Consider the following 15317-nt stretch of genomic DNA (forward strand, 5'->3'; position numbering starts at 1 on the left):
GCGGCGGCGGATGGTGCACTGCCGTCCAAGTCTTGGGCACTCGGCGACAACCGCGCTCCGCGGTGCGCGGCCATTGTCAGTACAACCCACCTGTCAGCCCACGAAGGAGATCTCGAATGACAGACCCAGCACCCCGCGAGCTCAAACGGAACCAGCTCGGCGCCCCCTCCATAGTCTTCCTCGTGCTGGCCGCCGTCGCGCCCCTGACGGCGGCGATCGTCGTGCTCCCGCTCGCCATCGGCTTCGGCAACGGCGGCGGCATCCCCGTCGCCGTGATCGTGGTCGCGATAACCCTGCTGCTGTTCGCCACCGGTTACGCGCAGATGTCGAAGGAACTGGTCAACGCGGGCGGGTTCTACGCCATCGCGGTGAGGGGCCTCGGGCGCACTGCCGGTCTCGTCACGGGTCTCATCGCCACGCTGGGCTACAACGCCTTCGTCGCGGGGGGTCTGGGCACTCTCGGCTTCTTCACCGGGGCAGTAGTCATTCCGGCGCTGTTCGGGTTCCAGGTGCACTGGTTCCTCATCGGCACGGTGCTCGCCGTCGTCGCCTTCCTCTTCGCCCGAGCGGGCATCCACGTCAGCGCTGTCGTGCTGGGGGTCTCGCTCGTCCTGGAGACGGTGATCCTGCTCGCCTTCGCCGGATCGGTCTTCGTGCAGACCGGATTCGACATCACAGCGTTCACCCTCGCGTTCAGCCCGGAGATCCTGGTTGGAGGGTCGATCTGGATCGGGTTCCTCCTGGTCGCCACCTGCTTCCTCGGGTTCGAGGCGACGGCTCTCTTCAGCGAAGAGGCCAAGGAGCCGCGCAAGACCATCCCCCGTGCCACGTTCGCCTCGATCATCGTCATCGGGCTTCTGCACGCGGTGGTCGGCTGGGCCCTCGTCAGCGCTCTCGGTGTGAAGGACGCGCAGGCGCTCTCGCTCGAGAGCCTCGCCTCAGGCGACATGACCCTGAAGCTGATCAACACGTACCTCGGCCCGGTGCTGGGCGTCATCGCCCTCGTGCTCCTGGTGGTCAGCCTGTTCGCCGCGCAGCTCGCGTTCCATAACTCGGCGGCGCGCTACCTGTACGCGCTCGGTCGTGCCCGAATCTTCCCCGCGTGGCTCGCTGTGACGAACAAGAACGGAGCGCCGCAGCGCGCCCTCATAGTGAACCTCATCTTCTCGGTCGTCATCGCCGCGATCTTCGCCATCGTGCCCTTGACCGACGCGGACGGCAATGCGCTACCTCCTGTGCTCACCCTCGTGCCGGTGGGTGTCGGGTTCGCCACGCTGGCGATCTTGATAGTCCAGGCGATCGCGGCTTTGGCTATCGTCGTCCACTTCCGCCGCCAGAAGGACCGGCGCTGGTGGAGCACCTTCGTCGCACCGGGCCTGGGATTCCTCGCTCTGCTGGCGCTGAGCATCGGCGCGCTGTTCAACTTCACCCTGGTTGCCGGGTCCGATGCCCTGTACGTGCAGGTTCTGCCGTGGCTGCTCGTACTGACCGTGATCGGCGGGATCGTGTATGCCGCCTACCTCAGGGCGCGCAAGCCGAAGGTGTTCGAGGGTCTCGACGCCGACCTCGAGAAGTTCGACGGTCTTTCGTCCTAACACGCTCGATACGAGGGGCCCGGCCACGGCGGTCGGGCCCTTTCGCCGCCGGTCAGGCCGCGACCGCGGTGCTATCATCCGACAATCGAGTTACGTGCAACTGGTCACCTCTACGAGGAAGTCGAGAACCGTGAACGCAGAGCGCTCCACAACTGTGAGCCCCGTTACGAGCATCGTCGCGCACGAGTTCTCCGAGTTTCGCAGTGCGGCGTCTGACTTCTATGTGCCGCTGCGGCTTACTGTCGATCATCCGGAACGCTTCGCCGGTCGCATCCGGGCGAGCTCCCTCGATGAGATCCACGTCTCCGAGATCACTGCGCGGTCCCACACGGTCGAGCGGACCCCCGAGCTCATCGCCCGCGGGAGCCGCAGCTACTACAAGCTGAGCCTGCAGCTCGCGGGCTCCGGCCTGCTCATCCAGGATCGCCGCGAGGCCATGCTGCGCCCCGGCGACATTGCCGTCTACGACACCGAGCGGCCCTACACGATGGTCTTCGACGACGACTTCCGGATGATGGTCGTCATGTTCCCGCAGACTCTGCTCAACCTGCCCCCCGAGGCCATCGGGCAACTCACTGCCGTGCGGTTCGCGGAGGGAGAGGGCATCGGTGGCATGATCGCCCCCTTCCTCGCCCGCATGGTCGAGAACCTCGACGTGCTCTCGGGTGCGACCGGTGCACGACTGGCTCTGAACGCCGTCGACCTCGTGTCGACGATGTTCGCCAGCGAGCTCGGTGTCGCCGCGACACCCACCACGCACGATGTGCTCATGTTGCGGGTGCGCAGCTACATAGAGGAGCACCTGGGCGAGAGCGACCTGGGGCCGAGCGAGATCGCGGCGGCCCACTTCATCTCGACCCGCCACCTGCACGGCATCTTCCGCGAACGCGACACCACGGTCTCGACCTGGATCCGCACCCGTCGGCTGGAACGAGCTCGTCGTGACCTCATCGATCCCATGCTGATGGGCTACTCGATCGGCGCGATAGCCGCACGATCGGGATTCGTGGACGCCGCGCACTTCTCGCGGCTGTTCAAGTCGACCTTCGGCGAGTCGCCGAGCGAGCTCCGCGGCCGTTTCGCACACCACTGAGCCCGCAGTGCAGGCGTAGACAAGGTTCATGCTCGGTTGGACAAAAGCCGCCGCCCCTGCCGCCCTAGCGTGAGTACACGGGCGCATTCGCTGCCCGTGCAATCGCATCGCCACGACGAAGTGGGCATGGCTACCCGAGGCAGGGAAGCACATGAAGATGAAGACAGCGGTCGTCATTCTCACGGCGACAGCACTAGCGCTCACCGGTTGTTCGGCTGGCGGCGGGGGCGGCGACTCGTCAGCACCGATCGTCGTCGGCTCGGTCAACGCACTGAGCGGCCCGGCACAGTTCCCCGAGGCCTCGCAGGCAGCGAAGGCCGTTTTCGACCAGGTTAACGCCGACGGTGGTATCAACGGCCGTCAGATCGAGTACACGATCTCCGACGACAAAGCCGATCCCGCCGCCGCCGCCGCCGCGGCTCGTGAGATCGTCGAGAGCCAGAACGCGGTGGCCCTCGTGGGCTCGGCGAGCCTGCTCGACTGCGAGGTGAACGCGGCCTATTACGAGCAGCAGGGCATCCTGAGCGTGCAGGGCACCGGCGTCGACCAAGTCTGCTTCTCGTCGCCCAATGTCTCAGCAGTGAACGTCGGCCCCTATGGCGACACCACCATGACTCTGACCTACGGCTCGGAGGTGCTGGGTCTCGACAAGATCTGCGCGCTCGTCGAGGTGGTCGGATCGAGCGGGCCGGCCTACAAGGCAGCCATCGACGCGTGGAGCAAGAATACGGGCAAGAAGCTCACGCTTCTCGATGACACAGTTCCCTACGGCGGCTCTGACTACACCCCCTACATCGTCAAGGCGAAGGAGGCGGGCTGCAACGCGGTCTTCAGCAACGCGGTAGAGCCGGACGGTATCGGCCAGATCAAAGCAGCGGCCGCGCAGGGCTGGGACGACGTGACCTTCCTCTACCTGACCTCCGTCTACAGCGAGCAGTTTGCTGCGGCTGTGCAAGAGGCCGGCGCGGGCGTGTACGTACCGGCGGAGTTCGCGCCATACACTGACGCGTCGAGCGAGAGCACGGCGGCCTGGCGTGAGCTCATGGAGGCCAACGACATCCCGCTGACCTCCTTCGGCCAGGGCGGATACCTCGCAGCAACCTACTTCGTCGAGGTGCTCAAGGGCATCAAGGGCGATATCACGCGCGAGTCCGTCTCAGAGGCGCTGCGGGGCATGGACCCGATCAGCAACGACATGGTGGGAACGCCGTGGGTGTTCGGTCCGGACGACACACACAACTCAAACCGCGCCGGCTGGCCGGTCAAGCTCCTGAGTGGCACGGGCAAGTGGGAGACCGCAGCCGACGACTGGTTCCTGCTCGACTAACTCGCCCGAGGGGGCGGCTTGCCGTCGCCCCCTCCTCCTCTTTCGGAAGGAACCCGATGATTCAGGGCGCACTCGCTGGCCTCGCCGCCGGCGGCCTCTACGCGACCATCGCGGTCTGCCTCACGATCATGGCGCGCCTGGTGCGAGTGGTGAACTTCTCGCAGGTCGCGGTGGGCATGTTCGGCGCGTTCACGGCGGTGGCCCTCGCAGGGCTCGGTCTGCCCATGGTGGTCTCCACCGTGGCGGGCATCGTCGTCGGTTCCGTGATCTCGGCGATCATCGGGCTCATCATTGCCACGTGGCTGGCCGACGCGTCGATCACCGTGCGGTCGGCTGTCTCGGTGGCGGCACTCCTCATGCTCGTCGCGCTCAGCTTCATTCTTTTCGGGACAAAGCCTCTTCCGTTCACCCCGATCCTCTCGGGCGCAGCTTTCCGCGTGGGCACCGTTGTCATCAGCCAGATCACCGTCGCGCTCGTGATCATCGCCGTGCTGATCGCGGTGCTGGCCAAGCTGCTGCTTTCCCGCACCGCGATCGGGATGCATCTTCGGGCGCTGAGCGACCGGCCTATCACCGCCGAGCTCGTGGGCATCCGCTCCACCCGACTCAGCGTCGGCGTGTGGGCCGCGACTGGTGCTCTTGCCACTCTCGTCGTTTCGATCGTGGCGCCAAGCCAATCGAACGACGCGTCATCACTCGCCCTCGCAGTGATCCCCGGTGCCGCGGCTGCGCTGGCCGGTGGATTCCGCCGCCTCGACCTGGCTGTGGTGGGCGGTCTCGTGCTCGGCATGGTGGACGGTGCCCTCGCGCAAGCTGACGACCTCACCATCGTGCGGTACTTCGTGCCGTTCATCGCCATCGTCGTCTTGCTCCTGTGGACGCAGCGGAAGGAGGTGTGGGATGCCGCACGCTGAGCCTGGCGCCCCGCGCCGTATTCTCGTTCCCGTGGCCATCGCCGTCGCGGCGGTCGCTGGGGGATTCGCCCTGAGCGCCTTGTTGCCCAGCTACTACGTCTTCCTGGGGTCGAGCGCAGTGGTGGCCGCGATCTCGCTGCTCGGCCTGGGCGTCGTCACCGGCAGCGCCGGCATGATCGCCCTGTGCCAGCTCTCATTCGCTGTGATCGGCGCGTGGGTCGTGTCACAGTTGCACTTCGTCCATGCGCCCGGCAACGGTGTGCTGTGGATGATCACCGGCGGTGTCGTTGCGGGACTCGTCGGGCTGCTCGTCGGCCTGCCGGCCCTCCGGCTGCGCGGAGTCAACCTCGCGGTCGTGACCTTGGGCTTCGCCGCCGCGGTGCACCTGACGATCACGACGATCCAGTTTCCCGGCGCCACCACAGGCATCCGCGTACTCAAACCAGAGCCGTTCATCACCGACCGGTCATTCTTCGTCCTGTCGGTGATCGTGCTCGTCGTTCTCGCGCTCGCGGTGTGGGCACTGCAGGCGTCCAGGGTCGGTAGCGGTTGGCGCGCTGTCGCATTCTCCGAGCGCGGTACCGCGAGCGCGGGGGCGAGCGTGAGCTTCAGCAAGCTCACGGCCTTCGCGGTGAGCGCGACTCTGGCGGGAGTCAGCGGTGGGCTAGTGACCCTGCAGGTCGGCTTCGCTTCCCCGGCGACCTTCACCCCGTTGCAGTCCCTGGCGCTGTACGTGCTCGCCATCGTGAGTGGCACCTATCCTCGGCATCCAAGCTCTGACCTCGCGGACCAACCTCGGAGAGACAGTGCGCGGTCTGCTCCGTCGTGGAAGGCGGCCTCGGGCTGCGGTAGCCGCCGAGATCGGTGCACTACCGGAGCTGGCGCCTACGTCAGAGGTCGCCCTCGGTGAGACTGTGCTGAAGGTAGAGAAGCTCGGCGTGCGGTTCGGCAGCGTCGTCGCCCTCGACGATGTCGACCTGGTGGTGCGCGATAACGAGGTCATCGGGCTGATCGGCCCCAACGGGGCGGGCAAGTCGACAATGATCGACGCGCTCTCGGGGTTCCTGCCGAGCCACACCGGGAGTATTGCACTCGGTGGCGTTGGTCTGAAGGGCATGCCGCCCACCAGCCGCGCTCGCCGCTGGCTGCGCCGCACCTTCCAGCAGGATCGGGTTCCGCCCAGCCTGACCGTGGGGGCCTATGTGCGCTTCGTCGCCCGTCGAAGGGTGGCGCCCGCCGAGCTCGCCGAGATCCTCGACTTCTTCGGATGCCCGCCCGCGGGAACGACGCTTGCCGCGGTCGATGTGGGCACCCGTAGGCTCGTGGAGGTCGCCGCCCAGTTGGCGTCGCGTCCGCGAGTGCTGTTGCTCGACGAGCCAGCCGCGGGCCTCTCGCACGAAGAGCACATCGCCCTCGGTGAGCGGATCGCGCGCATCCCCGAGCGCTTCGGTTCGGCGGTCGTGCTGATCGAGCACGACCTCGACCTCGTGCGCCGCGTGTGCGCGCGCATCGTCGTGCTCGACTTCGGTCGCATCCTCGCCGATGGCCCACGCGACACAGTACTGGCCGATCCGGCGGTTCTCGCCGCATACATGGGAGAGACGGAATTGTCGTGACGATTCTGAAGCTGACGGGCGTCACTGTTTCGCGAGGGGCCGGGCCGGTCATCCGGGGCGTCGACCTCGAGCTGACGTCGGGCGAGATCGTGGCGGTCGTGGGGCCCAACGGCGCAGGCAAGACGAGCCTGCTCGAGGCCATCTCGGGTGTGATCTCGCCGTCGGCGGGAGACATCACTCTCGATGGCGGGTCGATTCTGAAGATGTCGCGGGTGGCGCGATCCCGGCGGGGTCTCATCCACGTGGAGCAGGGGAGGGCCGTATTCCCCTCGCTCACGGTCGCCGAGAACATCCGGCTGACGGCTCGTACAGCGACGGCCACGGCCGAGGCCATGGACCTCTTCCCCGAGCTCGCCAAGCGGGCGGAGAGCCCGGCGGCACTGCTGTCGGGCGGCGAGCAGCAGATGGTCGTGCTCGCGCGATCGTTCGCCGCGAAGCCGCGAGTGCTGCTCATCGACGAGATGTCGCTCGGTCTCGCCCCCGTCGTGTTCACGCGGCTACTGCCCGTGGTCACGGCCTTTGCCCGGTCGGGTGTTGCCGTGCTCCTCGTCGAGCAGTTCACCCATCTCGCTCTCGGGGTCGCCGATCGCGCGCTCGTGGTGTCTAGCGGGGCGGTGACCTGGGCCGGCGAAGCATCGGTCCTGCGGGACTCGCCCGAGACGCTTCACGCGGCGTACTTGGGCTCCTGACCGCCCCCCGGGCGCGAGAGAAGGGCCCGCGCGCCGCGCGAGCCCTTCTCTGTGTGTCAGGTCAGTCCGCCAGCAGGAATTGCGCGCCGCGCTCGCCGATCATGACCGTCGGTGCGTTCGTATTCCCCGAGGTGATCGTGGGCATGACTGAGGCATCGATCACGCGCAGTCCTTGCACGCCGCGCACTCGCAGCCGCGAATCCACGACCGCCTCCGCATCTGAGCCCATCTTGCAGGTGCCGACCTGGTGGTGATAGGTGATCGCTGTGCGTCGCACGTAGTCGCGCAATGCGTCGTCGTCGTCAACCTCGCTACCGGGGTATAGCTCCCGCGAGCCCCATTCGTCGCCGAGGGGAGCAGCCACCCCGATCTGCCGGCACTGGCGCACCGACGCGGCAAGAGCGACGAGGTCGCGCTCGTCCGCGAGGGCGGCCAGGTCGATGTCGAGGCCGTCGTGAGGGTCGGCCCCGGCGAGGCGGAGGGAGCCGCGGCTGTACGGCGTGATGAGCCCCGCCATGAGCGAGAAACCGGAGTCGGGCCCCTGCATCCAGTCTTCGTACATCGGCACACTGAAGTTGATCGGCTGGGTGTCCGGCACGTCGAGCTCGGGACGGCTGCGCCAGAACAGATGGGTCTGGGTTACGGAGACACCGGGCTGCGGGGGATCGACCTCGCGTGCATCCGTGGCGAAGATCACCGGCGAGAGCAGGTGGTCGTGCAGGTTGCGGCCCACGCCGGGGGAGTCGACGACGACGTCGATCCCAAGAGCGGTGAGCTCGTCGGCGGGGCCGATACCCGAGCGCAGCAGCACGCGCGGAGAATCGATGGCACCTCCGCTGAGTACGACATCGGTAGCTCGTGCCTGAAGGATCGCCCCGTTCTGCTCGTACTCGACACCGACCACGGTCGTGCCCTCCAGCAGCAGCCGGTGCACCCACGCGCCGGTCTCGATCGTGAGCCGCGGATCGCCCACCATCGGGGCAAGGTACGCCATGTAGGTGTTGAGGCGGGCGTTGTTGCGCATCGTGAGCTGCTGCTGCGAGACGCCGTCGAGGTGATCGCCGTTGTAGTCGGGGTTGTGCTCGAGCCCGATGGCTACGGCCGAATCGATGATCGACTGCTGGATGGGTGAGAGCGGGTAGTCCGCGACCACGTCGAGGAGTCCGTCGTCTCCTCGCAGTTCCGAGGCCCCGCCGTCGAAGTTCTCGATGGCCTTGAATGTGGGGAGCACGTCGTCCCACGACCATCCTTCGTTGCCAAGGGCGGCCCAGCCGTCGTAGTCGGAGGGGGCGCAGCGCACCCAGATCATCGCGTTCAGGGCGTGAGACCCGCCGAGAACCTTGCCTCTCGGCAGATGCAGGCGGCGGTTCGCGGCGTGCTCCTGGGGGACTGTGTAGTAGTCCCAGTCTTCGGGACCGTGCCAGAGGGATCCCATCCCCACCGGGTCGTGGATGGCGGGATTCACGTCTTGCCCGCCGGCCTCGAGCACGAGCACGCGCTTGCCCGCCTCTACGAGGCGGCGTGCGACGACCGAGCCGGCCGATCCAGCTCCGACCACGATCGCATCAAACTGCTCTGTCATGTGCTTGTCTCCTTCATCGGTTGCTTCATCGCTGTTCGTACACTCGTGAGCCCGCGAACCAGGTCTCCTGCACCCGGTTGTCGACGATCTCTGAGACCGGGATGCTCGTCAGTTCGCGCCCGAGAACGATGAAGTCTGCCGACTTCCCCGCTTCGAGCGAACCCGTCACGTCGTCGACACCCATGGCCTGCGCTGCGGAGATCGTCACCGAGGCGATCGCCTCATCCAGAGTGATCGCCTGTTCGGCCCACAAGGTTCCGGGGTGCTCGCCGTGGGGATCGGCCCGGGTTACGAGGCCCTGGATCGCCTCGAGGGGGTCGGGGCTCTCGCTCACCGGCCAATCGGAGCCGACCGCCACCACAGCTCCAGCGTCGAGCAGCGACCTGTTCGGATGCATGTGAGCGGCAACCTCGGCGGGCAGCACCGCGGCGATCGCGTCGGGAATCACTCCCGGAGTCCAGAGGAAGGGCGAGATGTCTGCCGAGACGTCCAACTCGGCGAACCGGCGGATGTCGGAGCCCGCGACGAACTGGCCGTGGGCGATCTGATAGCGCGGCGCGCTGTGTCCAGCATCCCTCACCGCCTCGATGGCGTCGAGTGCCGCCCGCACCGCGGCGTCGCCCGTGCAGTGGATCTTCGCCGAGAGCCCTCGCTCGGCCGTGCTCAGCAACCAGCGCAGAAGCTCGTCCGCAGGCATGGCCAACTGGCCGCGGTGGTGCGCTCCGTGAACGTCGTCGGGAAGGTAGGGCTCAAGGAAGGCCCCTGTGCGGGTCGGGGGAACGCCGTCGAGGAAAATCTTGACGAAGTCGGGACGGTGGTGCGTGCTGCGGGAGCGTTCTCCCTGCACGATGAGCGCATCGCCCACGGGGTCGGCGCCGAATATCGCGTCGTTGATGAGCATGCTCGTCACCACCCACGCCTGCAATCGTCCGGCCTGGTCAAGGTCGTGAAGGGAGGCGAGGATCTCGGCGGTGGCCCCAGCATCCTGAAAGCCCGTGATGCCATACCCGTGCAGGATTTCGATGGCGCGCGCCGAACTGCGCGCGTGCTGATCGGAGCTCAGCGCGCGGGGCGCCGAGAGGGCCTCCTCGATCGGCAGGCCAGCAGATTCATAGAGCAAACCCGTGGGCGCACCGGTCTCAGCGTCCCGGACGACGCGACCGCCGGCCGGGTCGGGTGTCGCGGCGCCGATGCCCGCGAGACGCAGCGCAGTCGTGCTGGCCCAGCGGTTGTGGTGACTGTCGTCGCCGAGAGAGACCGGGCGCCCGCCCGCCGCCTCGTCGAGGAGCACTGCGGCGTCGGCATGGCTCAGGCGCGTGCCGAGCGTGCTGCTCCAGCTACCGCCGACCACCCACTCGTCCGGCTGCAGGTTCGCTGACCATCCCCGCACCGCGGCCAATATCTCGTCGAAGGTCGCGTCCACCGGCAGCACGAGCTCGAAAAGGTCGGCTCGCCCCGCAACGGCGTGGTGGTTGTGCACGTCGATGAAGCCGGGGAGGACCGCCCGACCGCCCAGGTCGTGCACTGCCAGGTCGGAATGCCGGGCGATCAGATCGTCGTCGCCCACGGCGGCAATGATCCCGCCGCGGATGACCAGTACCGTGGCGCTCGGACGCAGCGGATCCATGGTGGTGATTCGCGCGTTGCGCACGATGAGCCCTGGTATCGCCTTCGATAGCATGCACGCCAGTATGTTCGTGGGCCGGTGCGCCCCGCACCCCCGCGAGTCGAGGCGTTCGTTGACAGACAAGCACCGTGCTCCGAGGTGCAATCCGGTCTCGATGCGGGCGCGGCCGGGACAGTATTCAGGCGGCGGCCATCAGCGCGACTCCCGCCACCATGAAGAGCGCTTCGCCAGCGATCGGAAGCGTGGCGGCCTGCTTCCGGGTCGGGACGAGCACCGAGAGGTTTGCGAGCGCGCCCATGGTGGCGACTCCCGCGACCACGACGGCTCCATACCCGTGCGAGTGACCTGCAGTCATCATGCCGTGGCCCGCTCCAGCGATCATGAGGGCGCCCATGGCGAGCGCGCCCAGGGCGCGGTGCAGCCCGCGGGACCGCTCGCCGCGCGCGCCGGTGACGGCGATCGGGGCCGCTGCGACGAGCGCGAGGACGCCCACGATCAGGCCTATCGAGCCGCCGGTCAGGCCGACAGCCATGGCGGCGACCATGAGCACCGAGAGTGCCCACGCTCTGCGGTCTCGCTTGCCCGGGGAGAGCCCGAGGCAGCAACACGACGCCACGGCCGTGACGGCGGCCAGGGCGTGCAGAGCGAGCACGTCAGTGCTCGTGGCCTGTGGGCCCGTGGTGGGCGGGCCCGCAGCTGCAGCTTCCGGACTCCATCGCGCACGAGCATCCGGTGCCGTGGGCCGAGACGTTCTCCGGCACGTCGAGGGTGGGGTTGCGGTCGAAGAAGCCGTGCGGCTTGAGCCGGAACCCCGCGTAGTCGACGGGCATGATCGGCCAGTCTTCCAGGCGCGGGAAGTGCGTGAGGCCGAAGGTGTGCCAGACCACGATGTCACGGCCGTCGATGTCGCGGTCGGCTGCCGTGTACTGCGGCAGGCCGCTTCCGCCCGGATGCTGGTTCACCGTGTAGCCCGCGGCCCAGAGCTCGTCGCGCTCGTACTGCGTGACCCAGAGGCCGTGAGCCGCGAATCCGGCGCGCGCCCTCGAGGATGAGTCGTCGGCGCTCAGCAGGCCCGGCTGACCCTCGGGGTAGAGCACGAAGGCCGTCGGCTCGCCCACGCGGTTGCGGCGCTCGGCGCTGCTGATGCTCCACACCCGACCGAGGTGGTTGGCCGCATCCCTGATGCCGTCTGACTCGCGCTGCAGGCGGGTACGGGTGCGGGTGAGGGCGTTGCCCCAGGGGTTCGACTCGCTCGTGGCGACCCGGGCTACGTCGATCTCGTCGACGGAGTTGTCGACCCCGTCGACGGTCATGTCGAGCCGGGCGCAGAACATGTGCTGATGCACGGGAGCGCCGAGCCCGGGGGCGAGTCGGGTGGCGTACTCGTAGTCGGAGTCGTCGTGGCCGCTCGTGAAGACGATGCCGGTCGCCTTGGCCTCGAGCTCGATGGTGCCGTCGAGGTAGAGATACCAGTAGAAGCCGTAGTCGTAGTTGCCGACGGTGACGAAGAACGAGATCACGAGGCGGCGCTGGCGGCGGGTTGTCGAGAGGCCGGAGAAGTCGTCGCGGTGCTTCCAGAGAATCCCGTAGTCCTCCTCGTGGATGCAGATGGCGTTGGTGATCGTCGAGGGTGCGCCGAGATCATCGACGACTGTGGCATCGAGGTAGGTGATCTCACCGAGGCAGTCGCAGCCGAGCTCGAGCGAGTTGGCGAGTCTGCCGAACTGGTACTCGCTCACATCGAAGTAGTTCTGCCAGGCGTGGGTGGGACTCGGGTCGCCGTAGTTGACGACCATCTCCGAGACCGAGGCTCGGTAGACGATCGGTCGCTCCTCCTCGCCGTCCCGGAACGACAGCTGGTGCAGGGTCAGGCCCTCGCGCCCGTTGAAGCCGATGCGGACCCTCCAGTTCTCCCACTCCAGCACGTCGTCTTCGAGGGTGAAGCTCACTCCCTCGGGCTGGGTGATCACTATGGGCTTGAGGCTCGTGCGCATCGGGCCGCTGACCGCCGGGTCAAAGTAGTCGCCCGACTCCTGGGGCACGGTCTCGATGGCCGTCTCGACGACCCGCAGCACCTCGCCGGCATCGATGTCGACGTGCGCGACAACGCCGTCGATGGGATGCGCCCACGCCGAGTCGAGCGGGTAGTTCTGCTGGAAGGCGAGCACCCGGTACATCCGGCGCCCGACCTCGTCGGCGTAGCCGAAGACGCCAGCCGACAGCGGAACCGTGCGCACGGTATCGAGGTTGGTGACGCCGCGCTTGGCGATCGCCGCCACCCAGCGCTGATCGCGCTTGACGATGTCGTCGATGTTGACGAAGTCCTCGTCGAGTGTCGGGCCGAAGCCCTCGACCCTGGGGTCGATCTCGATGACCTGGGTGACTGTGGATTCGGTGAGATCGACGATCACCGTGCGCAGCCGCAGGGTGTCGAGATCGGTGAGGAGCATCGTCACCTCGCGGTGCGGGGAGGCCGTCGCGTCGAGCACGAGCGACTTCTCCGGCTCGCGGAGCGCGACGTAGGAGAACCTTGTCGAGGTGGACACCTCTCCGGCCTCGGCGGCGATGAGCCGGGCACGGAGGATCTCGTCAGGGCTGAGGCGGGAGAGCGGGTGCGTTGTCGTCATGTGTCACTCCTTCGTGCGGTACAGAATATTGATCGCTTGCTCAATAAACAAGACCCCGTCAGAATGTGATGGTGCCCAAGATCGTCGACCATAGCGAGAGGCGTGACCGCATAGTCGATGCCTACCTCTCCGTCGTCGCTCGTGACGGGGGAGCCGCGGCCACGTCCAGGGCCGTCGCCGCCGAGCTCGGCGTGGCGACCGGCGGTCTCTGGCACTACTTCGACGACTTCGATGCGGTTCTGCTGGCCGCCTTCAGCCGCATCTTCGAGAACACGACCACGCGCATCCGGGAGCGCACCGCCAACGAGGCGGGCCTGGATGCCGTCGAGGCGATGCTCCGCGAGATCCTTCCACTGGCACCACTCACCCAGCGCGAAGCCACAGTCGTCGTGACGTTCTGGGGGAGGGCGGCCGGGCTCCCCGCTCTCGGCGCGATCCAGTCGCGGGTCGAGGAGACCTGGCGCGAGTTGCTCGGCAGATTCATCGACGAGGCGGTGGCCGCCGACGAGCTCGTCGCGCGCGTGCCCAAAGACGACCTCGTCGACGAGTTGCTCTCGCTGGCCACGGCCCAGCAGGTCGAGTACGTGGTGCGCAGCTCGATCGGCGCCCCCGCGCGGCAGTGGTCGCTGGTGCAGCACGCGCTGCGGCCGTGGCGGTCGGCGCGCTCCTCCTGACGGGAATCCGTGCACTCTCGGGCACCTGCTGTGCGCGGGCGGTCAACGGCAGTCCCCGCGAATGCAGGACGCTGGAGGGACAGACCGTTCCCAACGAGGAGAACCCATGTCGAACCAGGCCGACCTTCTTACCCGCGTGAGTGCACAGGAGGGTGTGGGGCGAGAGATCCACGACCCCGCCACTGGTGCCGTGATCGGGTTTGCACCCGTCCACACTGTTGCCGACCTCGACAGCGCCGTCGCCGCGGCGCGAGCTGCTCAGCCGGCGTGGGCTGCTCTCGGTCACGCCAAGCGCATCGAACTGCTGAACGCCGTCGCCGACAAGATCGACGCGAACGCCGAAGAGCTCGCCCAACTGCTCTCGCGCGAGCAGGGCAAGCCACTCAACGGGCCTAACGCCCGCTTCGAAGTCGGGGCCTGCTCGGTCTGGCTGCGTGCCACCGCCGCCACGGTCCTCGAGACCGAGACCGTTGTCGCTGACGAGGCCAACCCCTCCCAGCTCTTCTATAAGGCCCTGGGTGTCGTGGGCGCCATCGGCCCCTGGAACTGGCCGCTCATGATCTCCATCTGGCAGATCGCGCCCTCGCTGCGCATGGGCAATACCGTTGTGGTCAAGCCCTCGGAGTTCACCCCGCTCAGTGTGCTCGCGCTGCTGGAGGTCATGAACGAGGTGCTTCCCGCCGACGTGCTCGTCGGGGTCTCCGGCGACCGTGAGGTCGGGGCACGCCTGGCGTCGCACCCCGACATCGACAAGATCATGTTCACCGGCTCGACGGCCACGGGGCGGGCGATCATCCGCTCGTCTGCAGACAACCTCGCGCGGCTCACCCTCGAGCTCGGCGGCAACGATGCGGGAATCGTGCTGCCCGGCACCGACCCCGCGGCGATCGCGGAGAACCTGTTTTGGGGTGCCTTCATCAACACCGGCCAGACCTGCGCCGCGCTCAAGCGTCTGTACGTGCACGACTCGATCTACGAGCAGGTCATCGAAGAGCTCGCCGGCATCGCCGCGAAGATGCCGATGGGCAACGGGCTCGACGAGAACAACGTGCTCGGCCCGTTGCAGAACAAGAAGCAGTTCGACATCGTCTCAGACCTCGTCGAGGATGCCCGCAAGCGTGGTGGCCGCATAGTGACGGGCGGCTCGCCCGCCACCGAGCTCGGCGAGCTGTTCTACCCGATCACGCTCGTGGCCGACCTCAAAGACGGCGACCCGCTCGTCGACGAGGAGCAGTTCGGCCCCGCCCTGCCGATCATCAAGTACACGGACGTCGAGGATGCGATAGCCAGCGCGAACCGCCTTGAGGCCGGCCTCGGTGCCTCCGTGTGGTCCGCCGACCCCGCGGCGGCCCGCGAGGTCGCCGTGCGCATCGAGTCGGGCACCGTCTGGATCAACCAGCACGGCACCATCCACCCGATGGCCCCGTTCGGCGGGGTGAAGGGCTCGGGCTACGGGCTCGAGTTCGGCGTCGAGGGCCTCAAGTCGGTGTCGATCCCGCAGGTCATCACCGGCTGAGCATGAGCTGCATCTGCACAGTCACCTTCGATGCCGGCGTCTCCACCGTCGAGCGAT

Annotated in this window: 13 protein-coding genes; 9 read left to right on the forward strand and 4 right to left on the reverse strand. The window is 67.5% G+C overall.

Annotated features, from left to right (window positions below; translation table 11 throughout):
- Positions 1-116: 116 nt before the first annotated feature.
- The 7 genes from ITJ43_RS11765 to ITJ43_RS11790 all read left to right on the forward strand — a co-directional run bounded on the left by ITJ43_RS11765 (position 117) and on the right by ITJ43_RS11790 (position 7234).
- On the forward strand, positions 117-1595 hold the full coding sequence (locus tag ITJ43_RS11765; RefSeq protein WP_194584041.1) for an APC family permease: 1479 nt from the start codon (positions 117-119) through the stop codon (positions 1593-1595).
- Between the two features lie 130 nt (positions 1596-1725).
- On the forward strand, positions 1726-2688 hold the full coding sequence (locus ITJ43_RS11770; RefSeq protein WP_323741214.1) for a helix-turn-helix domain-containing protein: 963 nt from the start codon (positions 1726-1728) through the stop codon (positions 2686-2688).
- Positions 2689-2839: 151 nt separating this feature from the next.
- Positions 2840-4015: an ABC transporter substrate-binding protein gene (locus ITJ43_RS11775; protein WP_194584043.1), complete on the forward strand. Its 1176-nt coding sequence runs from the start codon at positions 2840-2842 to the stop codon at positions 4013-4015.
- Between the two features lie 56 nt (positions 4016-4071).
- Positions 4072-4929: a branched-chain amino acid ABC transporter permease gene (locus tag ITJ43_RS11780; protein ID WP_194584044.1), complete on the forward strand. Its 858-nt coding sequence runs from the start codon at positions 4072-4074 to the stop codon at positions 4927-4929.
- A 31-nt stretch (positions 4930-4960) separates the two neighbouring features.
- Positions 4961-5839, forward strand: coding sequence for a branched-chain amino acid ABC transporter permease (locus ITJ43_RS15130; protein WP_323741215.1), 879 nt, complete (start codon positions 4961-4963; stop codon positions 5837-5839).
- A 28-nt stretch (positions 5840-5867) separates the two neighbouring features.
- Entirely contained in the window at positions 5868-6545 is a 678-nt protein-coding gene (locus ITJ43_RS15135; protein ID WP_323741216.1) for an ABC transporter ATP-binding protein, read from the forward strand.
- Positions 6542-7234 carry an ABC transporter ATP-binding protein gene (locus tag ITJ43_RS11790; RefSeq protein WP_194584045.1) on the forward strand — a complete coding sequence of 231 codons (693 nt, stop codon included), beginning with the start codon at positions 6542-6544 and terminating at the stop codon, positions 7232-7234. The genes ITJ43_RS15135 and ITJ43_RS11790 overlap by 4 nt, the downstream gene beginning before the upstream one ends.
- Before the next feature lie 61 nt (positions 7235-7295).
- Here ITJ43_RS11790 and ITJ43_RS11795 read toward each other — a convergent pair whose 3' ends face one another.
- From ITJ43_RS11795 to ITJ43_RS11810, 4 genes are all read right to left on the reverse strand, one after another.
- Positions 7296-8816, reverse strand: coding sequence for a GMC family oxidoreductase (locus ITJ43_RS11795; protein ID WP_194584046.1), 1521 nt, complete (start codon positions 8814-8816; stop codon positions 7296-7298).
- 25 nt (positions 8817-8841) lie between these two features.
- The gene (locus ITJ43_RS11800) at positions 8842-10497 is read right to left on the reverse strand and encodes an amidohydrolase (protein ID WP_194584047.1); all 1656 of its coding nucleotides are present in this window, start codon (positions 10495-10497) and stop codon (positions 8842-8844) included.
- Between the two features lie 124 nt (positions 10498-10621).
- On the reverse strand, positions 10622-11095 hold the full coding sequence (locus tag ITJ43_RS11805; RefSeq protein ID WP_194584048.1) for a hypothetical protein: 474 nt from the start codon (positions 11093-11095) through the stop codon (positions 10622-10624).
- A 1-nt stretch (position 11096) separates the two neighbouring features.
- The gene (locus ITJ43_RS11810) at positions 11097-13070 is read right to left on the reverse strand and encodes a primary-amine oxidase (RefSeq protein WP_194584049.1); all 1974 of its coding nucleotides are present in this window, start codon (positions 13068-13070) and stop codon (positions 11097-11099) included.
- Positions 13071-13141: 71 nt separating this feature from the next.
- Here ITJ43_RS11810 and ITJ43_RS11815 point away from each other — a divergent pair, with 71 nt between their 5' ends.
- Both ITJ43_RS11815 and ITJ43_RS11820 read left to right on the forward strand, forming a co-directional pair.
- Positions 13142-13744 carry a TetR/AcrR family transcriptional regulator gene (locus ITJ43_RS11815; RefSeq protein WP_194584050.1) on the forward strand — a complete coding sequence of 201 codons (603 nt, stop codon included), beginning with the start codon at positions 13142-13144 and terminating at the stop codon, positions 13742-13744.
- A gap of 106 nt (positions 13745-13850) precedes the next feature.
- Positions 13851-15260: an aldehyde dehydrogenase family protein gene (locus ITJ43_RS11820; protein ID WP_194584051.1), complete on the forward strand. Its 1410-nt coding sequence runs from the start codon at positions 13851-13853 to the stop codon at positions 15258-15260.
- The last annotated feature ends 57 nt before the right edge of the window (positions 15261-15317 follow it).

This window comes from Microbacterium sp. VKM Ac-2870, assembly GCF_015350795.1.
In the GTDB taxonomy this organism is placed as follows: Bacteria; Actinomycetota; Actinomycetes; order Actinomycetales; family Microbacteriaceae; genus Microbacterium.

Excerpts from the sequence above, each read along its gene's own strand:
- ITJ43_RS11800 (WP_194584047.1), bottom strand. The coding sequence starts at position 10,497 with ATGCTATCGAAGGCGATACCAGGGCTCATCGTGCGCAACGCGCGAATC.
- ITJ43_RS11820 (WP_194584051.1), top strand. The coding sequence starts at position 13,851 with ATGTCGAACCAGGCCGACCTTCTTACCCGCGTGAGTGCACAGGAGGGT.
- ITJ43_RS11795 (WP_194584046.1), bottom strand. The coding sequence starts at position 8,816 with ATGACAGAGCAGTTTGATGCGATCGTGGTCGGAGCTGGATCGGCCGGC.
- ITJ43_RS11765 (WP_194584041.1), top strand. The coding sequence starts at position 117 with ATGACAGACCCAGCACCCCGCGAGCTCAAACGGAACCAGCTCGGCGCC.
- ITJ43_RS11810 (WP_194584049.1), bottom strand. The coding sequence starts at position 13,070 with ATGACGACAACGCACCCGCTCTCCCGCCTCAGCCCTGACGAGATCCTC.
- ITJ43_RS11775 (WP_194584043.1), top strand. The coding sequence starts at position 2,840 with ATGAAGATGAAGACAGCGGTCGTCATTCTCACGGCGACAGCACTAGCG.
- ITJ43_RS11780 (WP_194584044.1), top strand. The coding sequence starts at position 4,072 with ATGATTCAGGGCGCACTCGCTGGCCTCGCCGCCGGCGGCCTCTACGCG.